The sequence below is a fragment of the Bradyrhizobium sp. Arg237L genome (assembly GCF_029990105.1).
In the GTDB taxonomy this organism is placed as follows: Bacteria; Pseudomonadota; Alphaproteobacteria; order Rhizobiales; family Xanthobacteraceae; genus Bradyrhizobium.
Genome location: NZ_JAQMIL010000045.1, coordinates 59,911 through 76,945 on the forward strand (window position 1 = coordinate 59,911; position 17,035 = coordinate 76,945).

General features: G+C 64.0%; 17 protein-coding genes. 4 read left to right on the forward strand and 13 right to left on the reverse strand.

Annotation, left to right across the window (positions count from 1 at the left end):
• Positions 1-184 precede the first annotated feature (184 nt).
• The 12 genes from OZ411_RS25555 to OZ411_RS25610 form a co-directional block, all read right to left on the reverse strand.
• Complete coding sequence (locus OZ411_RS25555; RefSeq protein ID WP_282530173.1) at positions 185-2,305, reverse strand: sodium-translocating pyrophosphatase; 2,121 nt, start codon at positions 2,303-2,305, stop codon at positions 185-187.
• 216 nt (positions 2,306-2,521) lie between these two features.
• On the reverse strand, positions 2,522-3,523 hold the full coding sequence (gene thiL / locus OZ411_RS25560) for a thiamine-phosphate kinase (protein WP_282530174.1): 1,002 nt from the start codon (positions 3,521-3,523) through the stop codon (positions 2,522-2,524).
• A gap of 138 nt (positions 3,524-3,661) precedes the next feature.
• On the reverse strand, positions 3,662-4,156 hold the full coding sequence (gene nusB / locus OZ411_RS25565) for a transcription antitermination factor NusB (RefSeq protein ID WP_130583507.1): 495 nt from the start codon (positions 4,154-4,156) through the stop codon (positions 3,662-3,664).
• A gap of 2 nt (positions 4,157-4,158) precedes the next feature.
• On the reverse strand, positions 4,159-4,650 hold the full coding sequence (ribH, locus tag OZ411_RS25570; protein WP_282530175.1) for a 6,7-dimethyl-8-ribityllumazine synthase: 492 nt from the start codon (positions 4,648-4,650) through the stop codon (positions 4,159-4,161).
• Positions 4,651-4,866: 216 nt separating this feature from the next.
• On the reverse strand, positions 4,867-5,475 hold the full coding sequence (locus tag OZ411_RS25575; RefSeq protein ID WP_282530176.1) for a riboflavin synthase: 609 nt from the start codon (positions 5,473-5,475) through the stop codon (positions 4,867-4,869).
• Between the two features lie 122 nt (positions 5,476-5,597).
• The gene (gene ribD / locus OZ411_RS25580; RefSeq protein ID WP_282530177.1) at positions 5,598-6,749 is read right to left on the reverse strand and encodes a bifunctional diaminohydroxyphosphoribosylaminopyrimidine deaminase/5-amino-6-(5-phosphoribosylamino)uracil reductase RibD; all 1,152 of its coding nucleotides are present in this window, start codon (positions 6,747-6,749) and stop codon (positions 5,598-5,600) included.
• Positions 6,746-7,228, reverse strand: a complete 483-nt coding sequence (gene nrdR, locus OZ411_RS25585) for a transcriptional regulator NrdR (RefSeq protein ID WP_027580572.1) — start codon at positions 7,226-7,228, stop codon at positions 6,746-6,748. Before nrdR ends, ribD begins: the two co-directional genes overlap by 4 nt.
• An 11-nt stretch (positions 7,229-7,239) precedes the next feature.
• The gene (gene glyA, locus OZ411_RS25590) at positions 7,240-8,550 is read right to left on the reverse strand and encodes a serine hydroxymethyltransferase (protein WP_282530178.1); all 1,311 of its coding nucleotides are present in this window, start codon (positions 8,548-8,550) and stop codon (positions 7,240-7,242) included.
• A gap of 1,105 nt (positions 8,551-9,655) precedes the next feature.
• Positions 9,656-9,877: a hypothetical protein gene (locus OZ411_RS25595; RefSeq protein WP_130584248.1), complete on the reverse strand. Its 222-nt coding sequence runs from the start codon at positions 9,875-9,877 to the stop codon at positions 9,656-9,658.
• Positions 9,878-9,899: 22 nt separating this feature from the next.
• Complete coding sequence (locus OZ411_RS25600; protein WP_282530179.1) at positions 9,900-10,127, reverse strand: hypothetical protein; 228 nt, start codon at positions 10,125-10,127, stop codon at positions 9,900-9,902.
• A 252-nt stretch (positions 10,128-10,379) separates the two neighbouring features.
• Positions 10,380-10,898: a MarR family winged helix-turn-helix transcriptional regulator gene (locus OZ411_RS25605; RefSeq protein WP_130584250.1), complete on the reverse strand. Its 519-nt coding sequence runs from the start codon at positions 10,896-10,898 to the stop codon at positions 10,380-10,382.
• Positions 10,899-11,270: 372 nt separating this feature from the next.
• On the reverse strand, positions 11,271-11,732 hold the full coding sequence (locus tag OZ411_RS25610) for a DUF6163 family protein (RefSeq protein WP_130584251.1): 462 nt from the start codon (positions 11,730-11,732) through the stop codon (positions 11,271-11,273).
• Between the two features lie 171 nt (positions 11,733-11,903).
• Between OZ411_RS25610 and hemB the strand changes: the two genes are divergently transcribed.
• The 3 genes from hemB (at position 11,904) to OZ411_RS25625 (ending at position 14,537) form a co-directional block, all read left to right on the forward strand.
• The gene (gene hemB, locus OZ411_RS25615; RefSeq protein WP_282530180.1) at positions 11,904-12,965 is read left to right on the forward strand and encodes a porphobilinogen synthase; all 1,062 of its coding nucleotides are present in this window, start codon (positions 11,904-11,906) and stop codon (positions 12,963-12,965) included.
• 161 nt (positions 12,966-13,126) lie between these two features.
• A complete protein-coding gene (locus OZ411_RS25620) occupies positions 13,127-13,672 on the forward strand; it encodes an RDD family protein (protein WP_282530181.1) in 546 nt (181 codons plus the stop codon).
• Positions 13,673-13,760: 88 nt separating this feature from the next.
• Positions 13,761-14,537, forward strand: a complete 777-nt coding sequence (locus OZ411_RS25625) for an arginyltransferase (RefSeq protein ID WP_130582038.1) — start codon at positions 13,761-13,763, stop codon at positions 14,535-14,537.
• A gap of 7 nt (positions 14,538-14,544) precedes the next feature.
• On the opposite strand, the gene OZ411_RS25630 is transcribed toward OZ411_RS25625, so the two are convergent.
• Positions 14,545-15,921, reverse strand: a complete 1,377-nt coding sequence (locus OZ411_RS25630; RefSeq protein ID WP_282530182.1) for an Nramp family divalent metal transporter — start codon at positions 15,919-15,921, stop codon at positions 14,545-14,547.
• Between the two features lie 245 nt (positions 15,922-16,166).
• Between OZ411_RS25630 and OZ411_RS25635 the strand changes: the two genes are divergently transcribed.
• The coding region (locus tag OZ411_RS25635; RefSeq protein WP_282530183.1) for a porin at positions 16,167-17,035 on the forward strand (869 nt) is incomplete at its 3' end.

Here is a 17,035-nt window from a genome sequence, read left to right on the forward strand (position 1 = left end):
TCCGGATGAGGGGGAGCCTCCGCGGACTCACCTGATTGTCGCAAATTGGGGAGAGAGCCCCTCACCCCACCCTCTCCCCGTGAAGAACGGGGAGAGGGTGAGCAGTGGCCGCGCCGCGTAGCAACAAAACAAAAACCCCGCGGGCTCGCTGCCCGCGGGGTTTTGCATTCAGCTTTCGCGCCGATCAGTGCGCCAGGATCGCCAGCAGCAGCAGCGCCACGATGTTGGTGATCTTGATCATCGGGTTGACCGCCGGGCCCGCCGTATCCTTGTAGGGATCGCCGACGGTGTCGCCTGTTACCGCGGACTTGTGGGCGTCGGAGCCCTTGCCGCCGTAGTGGCCGTCCTCGATGTACTTCTTGGCGTTGTCCCAGGCGCCGCCGCCCGAGGTCATGGAGATCGCAACGAACAGTCCGGTGACGATGACCCCTAACAGCATCGCGCCGACGGCGGAGAACGCCGCCGACTTGCCGGCCGCACCGCCGCCCGCAATCGCGTAGATCAGGAAGTAGACCACGATCGGCGACAGCACCGGCAGCAGCGACGGGATGATCATCTCCTTGATCGCCGCCTTGGTCAGGAGGTCAACCGCCTTGCCGTAATCCGGCTTGTCGGTGCCCTGCATGATGCCGGGCTTCTCGCGGAACTGGCGCCGCACCTCTTCGACGATCGCGCCGGCTGCACGGCCGACCGCGGTCATGCCCATCGCACCGAACAGATACGGCAGCAGGCCGCCGAACAACAGGCCCACCACCACATAGGGGTTGTTGAGCGAGAAGTCCGGATTGACGCCCGCGAAATAGGTGTGGTTGGCGGAGTCGCTGATGAAGAATTTGAGGTCCTGGTTATAGGCCGCAAACAGCACCAGCGCGCCGAGACCGGCGGAGCCGATCGCATAACCCTTCGTCACCGCCTTGGTGGTGTTGCCGACCGCGTCCAGCGCGTCGGTCGACTTGCGCACCTCCTTCGGCAGACCGGCCATCTCGGCGATGCCGCCGGCGTTGTCGGTGACCGGGCCGAAGGCGTCGAGCGCCACGATCATGCCAGCCAGCGCCAACATGGTCGCAGTCGCGATCGCAATCCCGAACAGGCCAGCCAGGCTGTAGGTGATGAGAATGCCGGCGATGATGACCATGGCCGGCAGCGCGGTCGCCTCCATCGAGATCGCAAGCCCCTGGATCACGTTGGTGCCGTGGCCGGTCACCGAGGCGGCGGCGATCGACTTCACCGGGCGATAGTCGGTGCCGGTATAGTATTCGGTGATCCAGATGATCAGTGCAGTGACGATGAGGCCGACGACGCCGCATTGGAACAGCGCCATGCCGGAATAGTCCACGCCCGGCAGCTTGTCGAAGCCGATCAGGGTGTAGATCACGCCGGCGATACCGATCAGCGACAGGATGCCGGTCGCGATCAGGCCCTTGTAGAGCGCGCCCATGATGGACTGGCTGGCGCCGAGCTTGACGAAGAAGGTGCCTATGATCGAGGTGATGATGCAGACGCCGCCGATCGCGAGCGGCAGCGTCATCATGTCCACCAGGATCGGCGATTTCGCAAAGAAGATCGCCGCCAGCACCATGGTGGCGACCGCGGTCACCGCGTAGGTCTCGAACAGGTCGGCCGCCATGCCGGCGCAGTCGCCGACATTGTCGCCGACGTTATCGGCGATGGTCGCCGGGTTGCGCGGATCGTCCTCGGGAATGCCGGCCTCGACCTTGCCGACCAGGTCGCCGCCCACGTCGGCGCCCTTGGTGAAGATGCCGCCGCCGAGACGGGCGAAGATCGAGATCAGCGAGGCGCCGAAGCCGAGCGCCACCATGGCGTCGATCACGGTGCGGCTATCCGCCGCCAACCCGACGACCTTGGTCAGGTAGGCGAAATAGATGGTGACGCCGAGCAGCGCGAGACCGGCGACCAGGAGGCCGGTGATCGCGCCCGCCTTGAAGGCCAGCTCCAAGCCGCCGGCGAGCGACTTCGTCGCCGCCTGCGCGGTGCGGACGTTCGCGCGGACCGAGACGTTCATGCCGATGAAGCCCGCGGCGCCCGACAGGATCGCACCAATCGCAAAGCCGATCGCGACCAGGGTGCCGAGGAAGTAGGCCAGCAGGATGAAGATCACGACGCCGACGATGCCGATCGTGGTGTACTGGCGCCGCAGATACGCCTGTGCGCCTTCGCGCACCGCCGCGGCGATCTCCTGCATGCGCGGGCTGCCCGCATCAGCGTTCAGAACGGAAGAGGTAGCCCAGATCGCGTAGACAATGGAAAGTACCCCGCAGAGCACGATCAACCATAATGCTGTCATTTGAATTCTGCCTCAGATCCTTGATGTATCCCCACGCCCTTGTTTTTTCCGCGGGATGCGGCAGGCGCTTATTGAGCGGTCCACCCTGCCCAAGAGGGTGGCCACAATCGGTTCCGAAGCTTGCCAAAATCGCTTTCGCAGCGCAACGCCGCCGGCAATCAAAACGGGACGATTTGGGCAGCTAATTAGTCTGAGGAGCGGCTTTCTCGGCCAATTCTAGAAATGGCTGTAGGACAGCCGCTTGAGGGCCAGCTCCCGGCCCTGTGGGTCGAGGAAGCTGGGGGGTGCGGAGCCTGCGATGATGCCGCCGATCGCAGTCACGGCAACGCCTGTGCGCTTGGCCTCTTGCACGAAGGCCGCCATGCGATCGCCGGGGATCGCGCAGAGGATCTCGTAGTCATCGCCGCCCGAGATCAGGGCCTCGATACCGACGACGTTGCGTGCAACCAGCGCGGCGGCCGGCGACGAGAGTGGAATGCTCTGGACGTCGATCACGGCCGAGACGGCGGAAGCCGCACAGAGCTTTGCGAGATCGCCGGCGAGCCCGTCGGACACATCCATCGCAGCACTGGCGTAGTCGCGCACCGCCTTGGCGAGCGCATTGCGCGGCTGCGGCACGCGGTAGCGGCCGGTCAGCATCTCGCGGGCGGCATCGTCGTTCGCAAGCACTGAGGCAACAGGCCCGGCCTTCAGCAGGTTGAGGCCAAGCGCGGCATCGCCGATCGTGCCGGTGACCACGACGCGGTCCCCTGCCCGCGCGCCTCTACGGTGGATCATCTTGCCCTGCGGCACGCGCCCGAACGCCGTGACCGAGATCATCACCGGCCCCGGCGTTGAGACCGTGTCGCCGCCGAGCAGCGGACAGCCAAATTGCGCGGCATCCTCGCCAAGCGCCTGCGCGAACGGTTTCAGCCAGGCATCGTCAGCGCCACGCAGCGCCAGCGTCAGCACGAAGCCGGCAGGGACGGCCCCCTTGGCCGCAAGATCGGAGAGATTGACCCGCAGCGCCTTGCGCGCCAGCGTCGCAGGCGGATCGCCGGGCAGGTAATGCACGCCCTCGACGATCGCATCGGTGGTGACGACGATATCATCGCCGCCTGCCCGCAACGCCGCCGCATCGTCATCGAGATTGAAAGCGCCCGGGTCCTTCGCGAGCGGCTTGAAGTATCGCGCGATCAGCGAGTCCTCGCCGGATGGATTGCTCGGTCCGCTTGCCATGCCGCCCGAAGTCTCCTCAGCCGTCCTCGCCCGGCTTGACCGGGCGATCCACTATTCCGCAGCGCCCGTCGTCAACCACAACCGCCGCCGTTTACTGGATCACCCGCCCTCGCGGATGATGACGGCGGAATGTGTGGGCTAGCTGCGCACGAACTCATCGGCCCGGAACTGCCGGGCGATCTGGTCGAGCACCGCATTCACCATGCCGGTCTCGTCCTTCTCCACAAACGCGTGCGCGACATCGACATATTCGGAGACGACCACGCGGCCCGGCACGTCCTTGCGATGCTCCAGTTCATAGGAGCCTGCCCGCAGCACCGCGCGCAGGATCGCATCGATCCGCTTCAGCGGCCACCCCTTGGACAGCGCCTCGTCGATCAGCGGATCGAGCCTGGCCTGGTCGCGCACCACACCCGATACCACGTCACGGAAAAACGCCGCTTCCGCCGGCAGATACGTCTCGCCTTCGACCTCGTTGCCGAGCCAGTGGCTCTCGAACTCCGCCAACACGTCGTTCAGTCCGGCGCCGGCGATATCCATCTGGTAGAGCGCCTGCACGGCGGCAAGCCGTGCGGCGCCGCGCCGATTGGCCTTCCTGTCCGCTGGTCTTACCGGCTTCCTGTCGTCCGCCATGGTCAACCCTTCGCCAGCCGACGTTTGATGCGCAACATCGCAAGCGCCGCACGCGCAGCGTCGCCGCCCTTGTTCAGGTCGTTGGCGCGCGCCCGTGCCCAGGCCTGTTCCTCGGTGTTGACGGTGATGATGCCGTTGCCGAGCGGAAACTTCCTGTTCACGGCGAGGTCCATCAGGCCGCGCGACGACTCCATCGACACGATCTCGAAATGGATGGTCTCGCCACGCACCACGCAGCCGAGCGCAACCGCCGCGTCATAGGGCTTGCCGTTCTTCTCCGCAGCATCGATCGCGATCGCGATCGCCGCCGGAATTTCCAGCGCGCCGGGAACCGTGATGACGTCGTAGCCGACGCCGGCGGCCTTCAATTCCGCGACCGCGCCTTCCAGAAGCGCATCCTGAATATCGTCATAGAACCGCGCCTCGACGATCAGCGCACGCGCGCCGGAAATGTCGGTCTGGTCCTTCAGCGGTGCACGCCGTGCGTCTGCCATTCTTCAATCCGTTTCGTCATGCCGATAGTCAATGTCTTGCAATGTTGACTGTCAACGTTGGCGCGCTTGTAGTCGCCATAGAGGTTCTAGCCAAGCCAAAGCTGGCGGTTTCTTGCTCCGTCATGGCCGGGCTCGTCCCGGCCATCCACGATCTTTCTCACCGCAAGCGGACAAGACGTGGATGCCCGGGTCAAGCCCGGGCATGACGGTGATCTGCTACTTCATCTCTGTCAGCCGCGCCGCGTAGCGGGCCATCAGATCCACTTCGATATTGACCTCGCTGCCTGCGCGCCAGCCGCCGATCGTCGTGACCGTGAGAGTATGCGGGATGATCAGCACCGAAAATGTGACGTGATCGACCGTATTCACCGTCAACGACACACCATCCAGCGTGATCGAGCCTTTGACCGCGATGAAACGCGCCAAATCGCGCGTGGTTCGGAGCACGAACCGCGCCATATCAGGCAGATCTTCGCGCGAGACGATGGTAGCGATGCCATCGGCATGGCCTGCCACGATATGGCCGCCGAGTTCGTCGCCGATCTTCAGCGCGCGCTCGAGATTGAGCCGGGTTCCGACGCCCCAGTGCTTGGCGGTGGTTAGCGCAAGCGTTTCCGCGGCGGCGTCGACGTCGAACCACGTCCTGCCGCCCTCAACGCCGGAGGCGACCACGGTCAGGCACACGCCATTGCAGGCGATCGAGGCGCCATCGGCGATGGTCGCGCGATCGTAACGGCAGGCGATCCGCAGCCGGTGCAACTGCCCCTGCGCCGTGGGTGTCAGGCTGGCGATTTCGCCGACATCCGTGACTATGCCCGTGAACACATCAAACCCTTTCAGTCGTCGTCATGGCCGGGCTTGACCCGGCCATCCACGTCTTGCTTCGTCGCCAGTGGCCAAGGCGTGGATGCCCGGGTCAAGCCCGGGCATGACGCGCGGACACAGCGCTAGGCGCGATCGTAGATTGTCAAAGTATCTTTTCCGAGGGTTTCGCTAGCACGAACCTTGAAGGCCGGCGACTGCGTGAGGGCGGCGAGCGGCAATGCGTCCAGCGCGGGCACGCCGTCGGCGCCGACCGCCTCCGGCGCGCGCAACAGCCAGGCTTCGTCGACCAGGTCAGCCGCAACGAAGGATGACGCCACCCGCGCCCCGCCCTCGACCATCACTTTCGTGATGCCCTTCTCGGCGAGCGCATGCAGCACCGCGAGCAGATCGAGTCCCGGCGGCGAGACCGTGTCCGCCACGCGGATCACCTGGGCACCGGCGGCACCCAGCTTCATCGCAGCCGGCGCTTCGGCAAGCTCCGAGGTCATCACCCATAACGGCGTTTCGCGCGCCGAATGCACCAGGCGGCTGTCGCCCGGCAGGCGCAGCGCGCGGTCCAGCACCACCCGCACCGGCGAACGCGCCTCCATGCCCGGCAGGCGGCAGGTCAACACCGGATCGTCGGCCAGCGCCGTGCCGATCCCGATCAGGATCGCATCGCTCTGCGCGCGGAGCAGATGCACCCGCGCCCGGACCACGTCTCCCGTGATCGCCACCGGGCGGTGGCCAGCAGCGCCGATCTTGTCGTCGGCGGAGACCGCGAGCTTGAGCAGCACATGTGGACGCTTGTCGCGAATACGGCGGAAATGACCGGCATGGTCGCGCGCCGCCTCCTCCACGCACAGCCCGACATCGACAGCGATGCCCGCCGCGCGCAACCGTGCATGGCCTTGGCCGCCGACATCAGGATTGGGATCCTCGACCGCCGACACCACGCGCGCGATGCCTGCGGCGATCACCGCGTCGGCGCAGGGTGGCGAGCGGCCGAAATGCGAGCATGGCTCGAGCGTCACATACAGCGTGGCGCCACGCGCCGCTTCGCCTGCGCGCCGCAACGCCTCCGGCTCGGCATGCGGCCGGCCGCCTGCTTGCGTCCAGCCACGACCGACAATGACGCCATCCTTGACCACGACCGCGCCGACCGCCGGATTCGGCCAGGTGCGGCCCTGCCCGCGCCGGCCGAGCGTCAGCGCGAGCTGCATGAACCGCAGATCGGCGGCTTTCGACTGTTTGGCTTCTGCGGCGAGCTTGTCTTCCAGGATGCGGAAGATCATTTGCGGAACTGTGCGATGCGCGGGTCATCTTCGCTGGTGAGCTCGCCGAGCACCGCCTCGAAATCCTTTGCTTCGCGGAAGTTGCGGTAGACGGAAGCGAAGCGGACATAGGCGACGTCGTCGAGCTGGCGCAGATGCTCCATCACGATCTCGCCGATGGCCTCGGAGGAAACCTCGGCCTCGCCGCTGCTTTCGAGCTCCCGCACGATGGTGGACACCATCTTCTCCAAACGTTCGGTTTCCACCGGCCGCTTGCGCAACGAGATCTGCAGCGAGCGCACCAGCTTGTCGCGATCGAACGGAACGCGGCGGCCATTGCGCTTGATCACCGTCAGCTCGCGGAGCTGCACCCGCTCAAATGTCGTGAAGCGAAAATTGCAGGTGATGCAGACGCGCCGCCGCCGGATCACAGCCGAATCCTCGGTCGGACGCGAGTCCTTGACCTGCGTATCCAGACTGTTGCAACTCGGGCAGCGCATCGAACGAGCCTTTACTGATAGATCGGGAAGCGGTCGGTCAGCGCCTTCACGCGTTCCTTGATCGCGGCTTCCACCAGCGGCGCCTTGCCCTCCGGCGACTGCTGCAGCGCGGTCAGGACTTCCGCGATCATGCCGCCGACTTCCTTGAACTCGGCGATGCCGAAGCCGCGCGTGGTCGTCGCGGGCGTGCCGAGCCGCAAACCGGAGGTGACGAACGGCGTCTCGGGATCGAAGGGAATGCCGTTCTTGTTGCAGGTGATGGCGGCGCGCACCAACGCCTTCTCCGACACATTGCCCTTCAGCCCCTTCGGCCGGAGGTCGACCAGCATCAGATGGTTGTCGGTGCCGCCGGAGACGATGTCGAGCCCATGGCCGTGCAGCGTTTCCGCGAGCGCCTTGGCATTCTCGACCACGTTCTTGGCGTAGACCTTGAAGTCCGGCCGCAACGCCTCGCCGAACGCGACCGCCTTCGCCGCGATCACATGCATCAAGGGGCCGCCCTGCAGGCCCGGGAAGATCGCCGAGTTGAGCTTCTTGGTCAGCGTCTCGTCATTCCACAGCATCAGGCCGCCGCGCGGGCCGCGCAGCGACTTGTGCGTCGTGGTGGTGGTGACATGCGCGTACGGCACCGGCGAAGCATGCACGCCGCCGGCGACGAGGCCCGCGAAATGCGCCATGTCGACCATGAGATAGGCGCCGACACTGTCGGCGATCTCGCGAAAGCGCTTGAAGTCCCAGGCACGTGAATAGGCCGATCCGCCGGCGATGATCAGTCTGGGCTTGACCTGTTCGGCCTGCTTGGCGACCGCATCCATGTCGATGATCTGGTCCTCGCGCCGCACCGTGTAGTGCGCAGCCTTGAACCATTTGCCGGACATGTTGACGGGCGAGCCATGGGTGAGATGGCCGCCGGCGGCGAGGTCGAGGCCCATGAAGGTGTCGCCGGGCTGCAGCAGCGCCAGGAACACCGCCTGGTTCATCTGGCTGCCTGAGTTCGGCTGCACGTTGGCGAACTTCGCACCGAACAGTTTCTTGGCGCGCTCGATCGCCAGCGTCTCGGCGACGTCGACCCATTCGCAACCGCCATAGTAGCGCGCGCCCGGATAACCTTCGGCATACTTGTTGGTCATTACCGAGCCCTGCGCCTCCAGCACCGCACGGCTGACAATGTTCTCGGAAGCGATCAGCTCGATCTCATGGCGCTGCCGACCCAATTCGCCCTTGATCGCCTCCGCGATTTCAGGATCGGCCTCGACAAGGGTCGCCCTGAAGAAGGAATCAGGCGCGGAACCGGATTTGGCGCTCGGGGAGGAAGAGGTCATCGGCGAAATATCTCCACCGCCGCAAGCCTTTAGAGGATGCGGTCGGTCAAATGTGGGCGGTCGAAGCTGGTCGGTCAGCGTTATCACATCGCCGGGTGCCGGCCAAGCGGTTGCGGTAGGCGAGCGGCAATTATGCCAGATATGGTGGGGTCGGCGGGATTTGCCAGTTCCGCAGGTGCCAACCGTTCGCTCACGCCATCCCCGTCATTCCGGGGCGTCCGAAGGACGAGCCCGGAATCCATCGGGCCGGAGGCGCAAACAGCGAGATGGATTCCGGGCTCGATGCTGTCGCATCGCCCCGGAATGACCGAGAGAGAATTTGCAAGCGATTCCAAAGTGATTTGCCACGTCCAGTCCTCGCGCAAAAAACATTCCGCTTCCGTCGTCGGGCAAATCAGTGATTTAACTCCGCGCGTCTCACGCGAATGAGGGGCGGCTCGCGATCGTCACGAACGTTGCGGTGAGATGCGGTGGACGCGGGTGTTGCGACTGACGAGCGTGGCATTCGCGGACGGCGAAGTCGTGTGGTCCTGGCGCCCCGACGCTGGCGCTAAGTTTTTTGCGCGAACAAGTTCGCGCGAGAGATGACGGTGGCAAGAAAGCCCGGTCACCGGGGAGAGCACGAAGGAAATCGTTAAAACCATCGCGCAGGGAAAGCCGGAATGCTTCGGTTGAACCTGTGGTCCTACCCCCGTGCTTTTTGTTGCACGGGACCCACGGGTGCAACCGGCACCCGGCTTTCCCTGCGCCCTCTGCTCGATGAGAGGGTGAAACGAACGCAAAGCTCGGACGCAAAGCGCCGCGAGAATGCGGACTCGTATCCTCTCACCAACTCCACCGTCATGCCCCGCGAAGGCGGGGCATCCAGTAACCGGCGACCTCTCGATTTAAGCTCAGGCGTCTCTGGAATACTGGATCGTCCGGTCAAGCCGGACGATGACAGCGGAGAGCTGTTTGACATTCGAATCATGAAGTCTGCGACGACGCCGTAGGGGTGGGCAAAGCGAAGCGTGCCCACCATCGCGAGTACAGCACTGGGTGGTGGGCACGGCGCAAGTGCGCCTTTGGCCACCCTACAGAGGATGCGGCGACAACTCGCGCTACACTACAGCCCCGTAAACCCCGCCTTCACATGATCGGTGGAACCGTCGAGCTGGCGCAAATACGTCAATCCGCAGACCGTCAACCGGTGCGGGTCGGTCTCGCCCGCTTCGAACAAGGTGCGGACATATTCCGTCACCTTCGCCCGCGCTTCGTCGCTCGCCGCGGCGGTGCGGTTCGCAAGGAGGTCATAGGTGTGCATGATGCGATCGATCGCGGCTTCCATCACTTTCTCCGATTGGGAATGATCAGATCACGAGCTGTGCTGCTTCGAACTCGGCGATCGCCTTGTTGGCGAGCTTGATCCTGTTGGTTTCGCCGCGCCGGAACATCTGCACGATGATCGTGAGCAATTGCTCGTTGGTGGCATAACTGTCCGGAATGGTGCCGGTCCTGCGCAGATAGTTGGAGGCAATGGCGTAGGCCTCGCCGACCACTTCGACATTCATCGCCCACATTCCGCGCTCGACCAGCATCTCGCTCTCCATAGCCCGAGATAAAGCGCGAGGGCGCAACTGGTTCCCTGTTCCGCGAGACTCTTTTTGCGGTGCCAAAAACAAAGCGCACCGACCGGGCACAGTCGATGCGCTTTGCTGGAGGATGACGGCTTGCCGGTCTTCTATCGGGCCGGCTTGGCCGCTCTGGCGAAGTCCTGGATCTGGCGAAGTCTTGGCGGTGTTGAAGTCTTGGAGGTGTTGAAGTCTTGGAGGTGCGAAGTCTTGAAGGTGTCAGAGGCGATAGAGGATCTGGTCGGTCCAGAACCGCTCGAGCCGGTGCAGCGACTTGTTCAGCGTCGAGAACTCCTCGTTCGAGATGCCGCCGACCTGCTCCACGGTCTTGACGTGCTTCTGGTAGAGCGCATCGACGATGCGGCGGATCTCCTGGCCCTGCGGCGTGAGGCGAATACGCACCGAGCGGCGATCGACACGCGAGCGCTGATGATCGAGGAAGCCGAGCTCGACGAGCTTCTTCAGATTGTAGGAGACGTTGGAGCCGAGATAGTAGCCGCGCGTGCGCAGCTCACCCGCGGTCAATTCCTTGTCGCCGATATTGTAGAGCAACAGCGCCTGCACCGAATTGATGTCGGCGCGCCCGCGGCGGTCGAACTCGTCCTTGATGACGTCGAGCAGCCGGCGATGCAGCCGCTCCACCAGCGTAAGGGCTTCGAGATAGAGCGACTGAACCGTCGGCTGGCCGGCGGCGCGATCAGCGGTTTCCACCGCCGTTGAGGCAACGGCTTTGATCATGACACTTCCCCTGTTGTCGTTTTATCGACTTATTCGACGAAACTTGTGTCCCGCCTGATAGGTTCAACTTAAGGGGGCCGTTTGAACATCAGCTTAAATAAGACAATAAAGAGATCATGAATTTAAGACAGTGAATCGCGGATTAAGCCCGTCAATCAAGGACTTTTCGCAACCCTTCATTGACGGTGGAGCGCTCCTGTTCACGCTTCGTCTGCATGCCCTGTCACAATCGGAAACAGCTTCGCTCAAATTCGAAACGACCGCGTAATAGATATGAGGGAACCCTTTACGGTGAGCGAAGGGTTACCGTGAAATTTTCTGAAAATTTTCGCGGCGCCGATCGTGTTTCCTGCACACGCACGTTAATGCGCGCTACGGCGGCCGTTCGCGTGCGGCCATCCAGGCGAGCGCGAGATAGCCGGCGAGCATCAGCGCTTCGAACACCACCACCGTCAGGCTGCCGCCGTAGATGTTCGGAAACATCAATTCGATCACTGCCATCGAGACGACGGTGGTCAGCCACACCACCGCGCCCCAGGGCGTGGCGAGCCACAGCCCGACGGCGGCGACGAGCTCGATGACGGCGAAGTAGATGGTCGCGGTCTGCCAGGCCATCGACTGGTTCTCGAAGGCCTCCTCCTCGGAGCCGACGAATCCCGTCACCTGCGCCCAGTGGTAGAGGCCCTTGGCGATCGAGACCACGGCCATGATGCGGAGGAAGAAGACGAGCCGCCGGGTCCATACATTCTCGTCCCGCTGGATCCGGTCCGACGACATCGCCGCAACCGATATCGCATTGTCCCGCGATTGGTCGCGCGCGGAGGTGTCAGACATCGCGGGAGCTGTCCGTGGAAGCGAAATGGGTCATCGGCGCAGTCTTGGCCCGCCCGGCCGGCAAAATCAATTGCAGTTGCGGCAGATCAACGGCGCCGTGACGTTACTGGACGAGGATGCTAGAATTAGATCAAATCGAAATCCGCCTGCCGACTTCAGGAGAACAAGCCCATGGCGATCAAATTCGGGCGCCCGATCGAACTGCGCGATGCGCCAAAGCGGCAGACCGCCCTCGCCTCCCCGCCGCTGGATTTGACCATACGGCCCCGCCGCAACCGCAAGGCGGAATGGGCCAGGCGGCTGGTGCGCGAAAACGTGCTGACCACGGACGACCTGATCTGGCCCCTGTTCGTCGTTAACGGCCACAATGTCCGCACTCCGGTCGCCTCGATGCCGGGCGTGGACAGACTAAGTGTCGACCAGGCGGTGCGCGACGCCGAGCGCGCGGCCAAGCTCAATATCCCCTGCATCGCGCTGTTTCCCTACACCGAGCCGTCGCTCCGCGACGAGGAGGGCTCGGAGGCACTCAATCCGGACAATCTCGTCTGCCAGTCGGTGCGTGCGATCAAGAAGGAATTCCCCGACATCGGCGTGCTCTGCGACGTCGCGCTCGATCCCTTCACCAGCCATGGCCATGACGGGCTGATCGAGGACGGCAAGATACTCAACGACGAGACGGTCGCGGTGCTGGTGAAGCAGGCGCTGGTGCAGGCCGAGGCCGGCTGCGATATCATCGCGCCGTCTGATATGATGGACGGGCGCGTCGGCGCGATCCGCGAGGCGCTCGACGCCGAGGGTTTTGGCGACGTCCAGATCATGGCCTATGCGGCGAAATACGCCTCCGCCTTCTACGGACCGTTCCGCGACGCCATCGGCTCGGCCAAGACGCTGACCGGTGACAAGCGCACCTACCAGATGGACAGCGCCAATTCGGACGAAGCCCTGCGCGAGGTCGAGCTCGATATCGCTGAAGGCGCCGATATGGTGATGGTGAAGCCCGGCATGCCCTATCTCGACATCGTGCGCCGGGTGAAGGACACGTTTGCGATGCCGACCTTCGTCTACCAGGTATCAGGTGAATACGCGATGATCGCGGGCGCCGCGCGCAATGGCTGGATCGACGGCGAGCGCGCGATGATGGAGAGCCTCGTCGGCTTCAAGCGCGCCGGCGCCGACGGCATCCTGACGTATTTTGCACCGCAAGCCGCGGAAAAGCTGAGGGAGCGCGAATAGTGAATGGCGAGTAGCGAATGGAGGATTTCCCTATTCGCCACTCCCTACTCGCCATAGCCTCCGAATCGCCGATAATTTGCGCTTGCTGGGGTTCCGGACCTTGGCACCCGGGCAGCCCGTTCCCATGTCCTGCCCGGGATAGTCCCAGTCGGAGGGAGATTATGTCTTACGGCGGTTCGGGTAACTACGGTGCCTGGCGTAACGACGGCGGCGTGCCGCCGCATGCGTTCGATCCGCGATTGGAGCCGGAACTGTTCCGCGGCGTGCTGACCCGGCGGGTATTTGCCTTCCTCATCGACCTGGTTGTGCTTTCGGTCCCCGTCATCCTTGGGTATCTTTTCATTGCCGTCTTCGGCCTGCTCACCCTTGGCCTCGGTTGGGCGCTGTTCTGGCTGGCGTGGCCGGCCACGATCGTCTGGGCGGTCGTCTACTACGGCGCGTCGATCGGCGGTGCCTCTTCGGCGACCGTCGGGATGCGGATGATGGATCTGGAGCTGCGCACCTGGTACGGGGCACCGGGCTATTTCGTGCTCGGCGCCATGCATGCGGTGCTGTTCTGGTTGTCGGTCTCGTTCCTCTCGCCGCTTGTGCTGCTATTCGGCCTCTTCAACAGCCGGCGGCGTTTGCTGCACGACATCGTGCTCGGAACCGTTATCATCAACAGCTCGGCCCGCGCTCACGCGGCATCCGCAGCGCACACTTATTGAGCCAGCCAATTGAGCCCAGCAAGGTGATTGACCGCTAGCCTCCGGGGCGCGATGCTGGGGGGCTGTTTCGGAGGCCTGACGACCCGTCGTGACCCAGCATTCGCGTGATACTCCGCAGTTTTACCTGACGGCGCCGTCGCCCTGCCCCTATTTGCCAGGTCGCCATGAGCGCAAGGTGTTCACGCATCTGGTCGGCGACAAAGCGGGCGATCTCAACGATCTGCTCACCCATGGCGGGTTCCGTCGCAGCCAGTCCATCGCCTACCGGCCGGCCTGCGACCAGTGCCGCGCCTGCGTATCCGTGCGCGTGATCGCCAATGAGTTCCGGCCCTCGCGCAGCTTCCGCAAGGTCATGGCCCGCAACGCCGACCTCGTCGGCGAGCAGCGTTCCGCGGTGCCGACCTCCGAACAATATTCCGTGTTCCGCGCCTATCTCGACCGGCGCCACCGCCACGGCGGCATGGCTGACATGACCGTGCTCGACTACGCGATGATGGTTGAGGACAGCCATGTCGAGACCCGGATCATCGAGTATCGCAAGCGCGGCATCGACAGCGGCATCACCGGTCGCGGCGAGGAACTGATCGCGGTGGCGCTGACGGATGTGCTGAGCGACGGCCTGTCGATGGTCTATTCCTTCTTCGAGCCCTCGTTCGAGAACCGCTCGCTCGGCACCTTCATGATCCTGGATCACATCGCCCGCGCGCGCCGGCTCGGACTGCCCTACGTCTATCTCGGTTATTGGATCGAGGGCTCCAAGAAGATGGACTACAAGGCGCGCTTCCTGCCGCAGCAGCGCCTCGCGCCGAGCGGCTGGCTCCGGGTCGACGCGGCCGGCGACATGGCGTCAGAGCCGCAGGATTGACCGGCGCTCAGCCGAAGAAGGTATCGAACAGCAGCTTCACGTTCAGGATGACGATAACGCTCGCCACCAGCCAGGCGACCGCAGCAACCGGCATCGATATCGCGAACTTGCCCATCTTGCGCCGGTCGGACACGAACCGCACCAGCGGAATGACCGCAAACGGAAGCTGCATCGAGAGGATAACCTGGCTGAACACCAGGAGCTCGGCGGTGCCGCGCTCGCCATAAAGCGCGGTGACGGCCACGACCGGCACGATCGCGATGCCCCGCGTCAGCAGCCGCCGCGCCCAGCTCGGCAGCCGCAGGCTGAGGAAGCCTTCCATCACGATCTGGCCAGCGAGCGTCGCCGTCACCGTCGAGTTGAGGCCGGAGGCGAGCAGCGCCACCGCGAACAGCGTCGAGGCGATGCTGAGGCCAAGCAGCGGGGACAGCAGCTCGAAGGCCTGGCCGATCTCGGCGACATCGGAATGGCCGCTCCGGTGGAAGGTCGCGGCCGCGACCACCAGGATCGCGGCATTGATGAACAGCGCCAGCATCAGCGCGATCGTGGAGTCGGTCGTCGCCCATTTGATCGCGTCCCGCCGCCCCTCTTCGCTGCGCTCATAGGCGCGGGTCTGCACGATCGACGAATGCAGATACAGATTATGCGGCATCACGGTCGCGCCGATGATGCCGATCGCGATGTAGAGCATCTCGGGATTGGTGAAGATCTCGCTCGACGGCGCAAAGCCGCGCAGCATCGCGGCAATCGGCGGCGCCGCGGCGGAGACCTGGATCGCGAAGCAGGTCGCGATCACGATCAGAAGCGCGATCACGAAGGCTTCCAGGAAGCGGAAGCCGCGGTTCATCAGGAGCAGCAGCAGAAAGGCATCGAGCGCGGCGATCAGCGCGCCGCCGATCAGGGGAATGCCGAACAGGAGCTTCAGCGCGATCGCGGTACCGATCACCTCCGCCAGGTCGCAGGCGATGATCGCGGCTTCGCAGGCGATCCACAGCAGGAAGTTCACCGGGCGCGAATAGGTCGCCCGGCAGGCCTGCGCCAGGTCGCGGTCAGTGACGATGCCGAGCCGGGCCGCGAGCGCCTGCAGCAGGATCGCCATCAGGTTGGACAGCAGGATGACCGAAAGCAGCGTGTAGCCGAACTTCGAGCCACCCGCGAGGTCGGTCGCCCAATTGCCGGGATCCATATAGCCGACCGACACGAGATAGCCCGGTCCGGCAAAGGCAAGCAGCCGGCGCCACCACCGGCCCGCCGTCGGAATCTCGACCGTCGAGTTCACCTCGGGGAGGCTTCGGGTATCCGGCGCATCGGCGCGCCATCCGGTTGAGGTCGGCAGCACCTGCGTTACGGTGTCGGGGATCAGTCGGGGCGATCGGGCATCCATGATGCCACAATGCCGGAAAACATTTTTTGTTGCAACTCATTTGCAACTGCATCTGGGAAGTCGATGAGGCCACATCCGCCAGTCGCCGCAGCCGCAGCCTCGGGCGAGTGCTTGCTGCGTTGCGGTAAAGTCACACTACCGCGCGAACCTCCTCATGTAATGCGGCCGTCACACTGCGACATAAAGTCCCGCGCTAGGGCTCGCCGGGTGGGTATGGGGCGTGCAGTTCACAGTGGAGGCCAGCAATGGCGACAATGAGAACCTTGATCCTCGGCACCGCCGTGGGGCTGATGGCAGCCAGCGGTGCGCATGCGGCCGATCTTCCGATCAAGGCGAAGCCCATCGAATATGTGAAGATCTGCTCGGCTTACGGCCCAGGCTTCTTCTTCATCCCCGGTACCGACACCTGCATGAAGATCGGTGGCTATCTCCGGGTCGACACCACATTCAATGGCGGTGTGCAGGGCTCGCCGGCCTGGAACGGCGACGCAGGACAACGTAACCGCTACTTCGACTACTTCGCCGCCCGCTCCCGTATGCTGTTGTCAATCGACACCCGCACCGCCACCGACTATGGCGTAGTCCGTACCTTCGGGCAGGGCCGGTTTCAGTTCAGCACGCTCGGCAACAACACCTTCAACCCGAATTCGATCAACGGCTCGCTGCCGGTCGCAAACTCGCAACTGCTCGACACTCCCGGCGGCGGCGTTACTACCATCCAGTTCCTCTTTATCCAGTTCGCAGGCTTCACCTTCGGTCAGTCGGCGTCTGCCTACTCCTCGCCTTGGCAGGGCTTCCCCGGCAACATCACGGACTTCCTGCTCGGCGGCCAGAACAATGATACCGGCGTCAACAACATCCAATACACTGCGGATTTCGGCAACGGAGTGACCGGCACCATCGGCCTCGACGATCCAACGGTATGGGACCGCACCGCGGTTTACAACCTGTCGCTGCCGCTGAACGCCACGCTGAACACGGGCAACGCTTACGCCGGCGTCCATGCGCCCGAGGTGGTCGGCAACATCCGCGTCGACCAGGCTTGGGGTCTGTTCCAGATTTCCGCCGCGGCGCATGAGGTCAATGCCTCCTACAATGTCCTGAACGCCCTTGG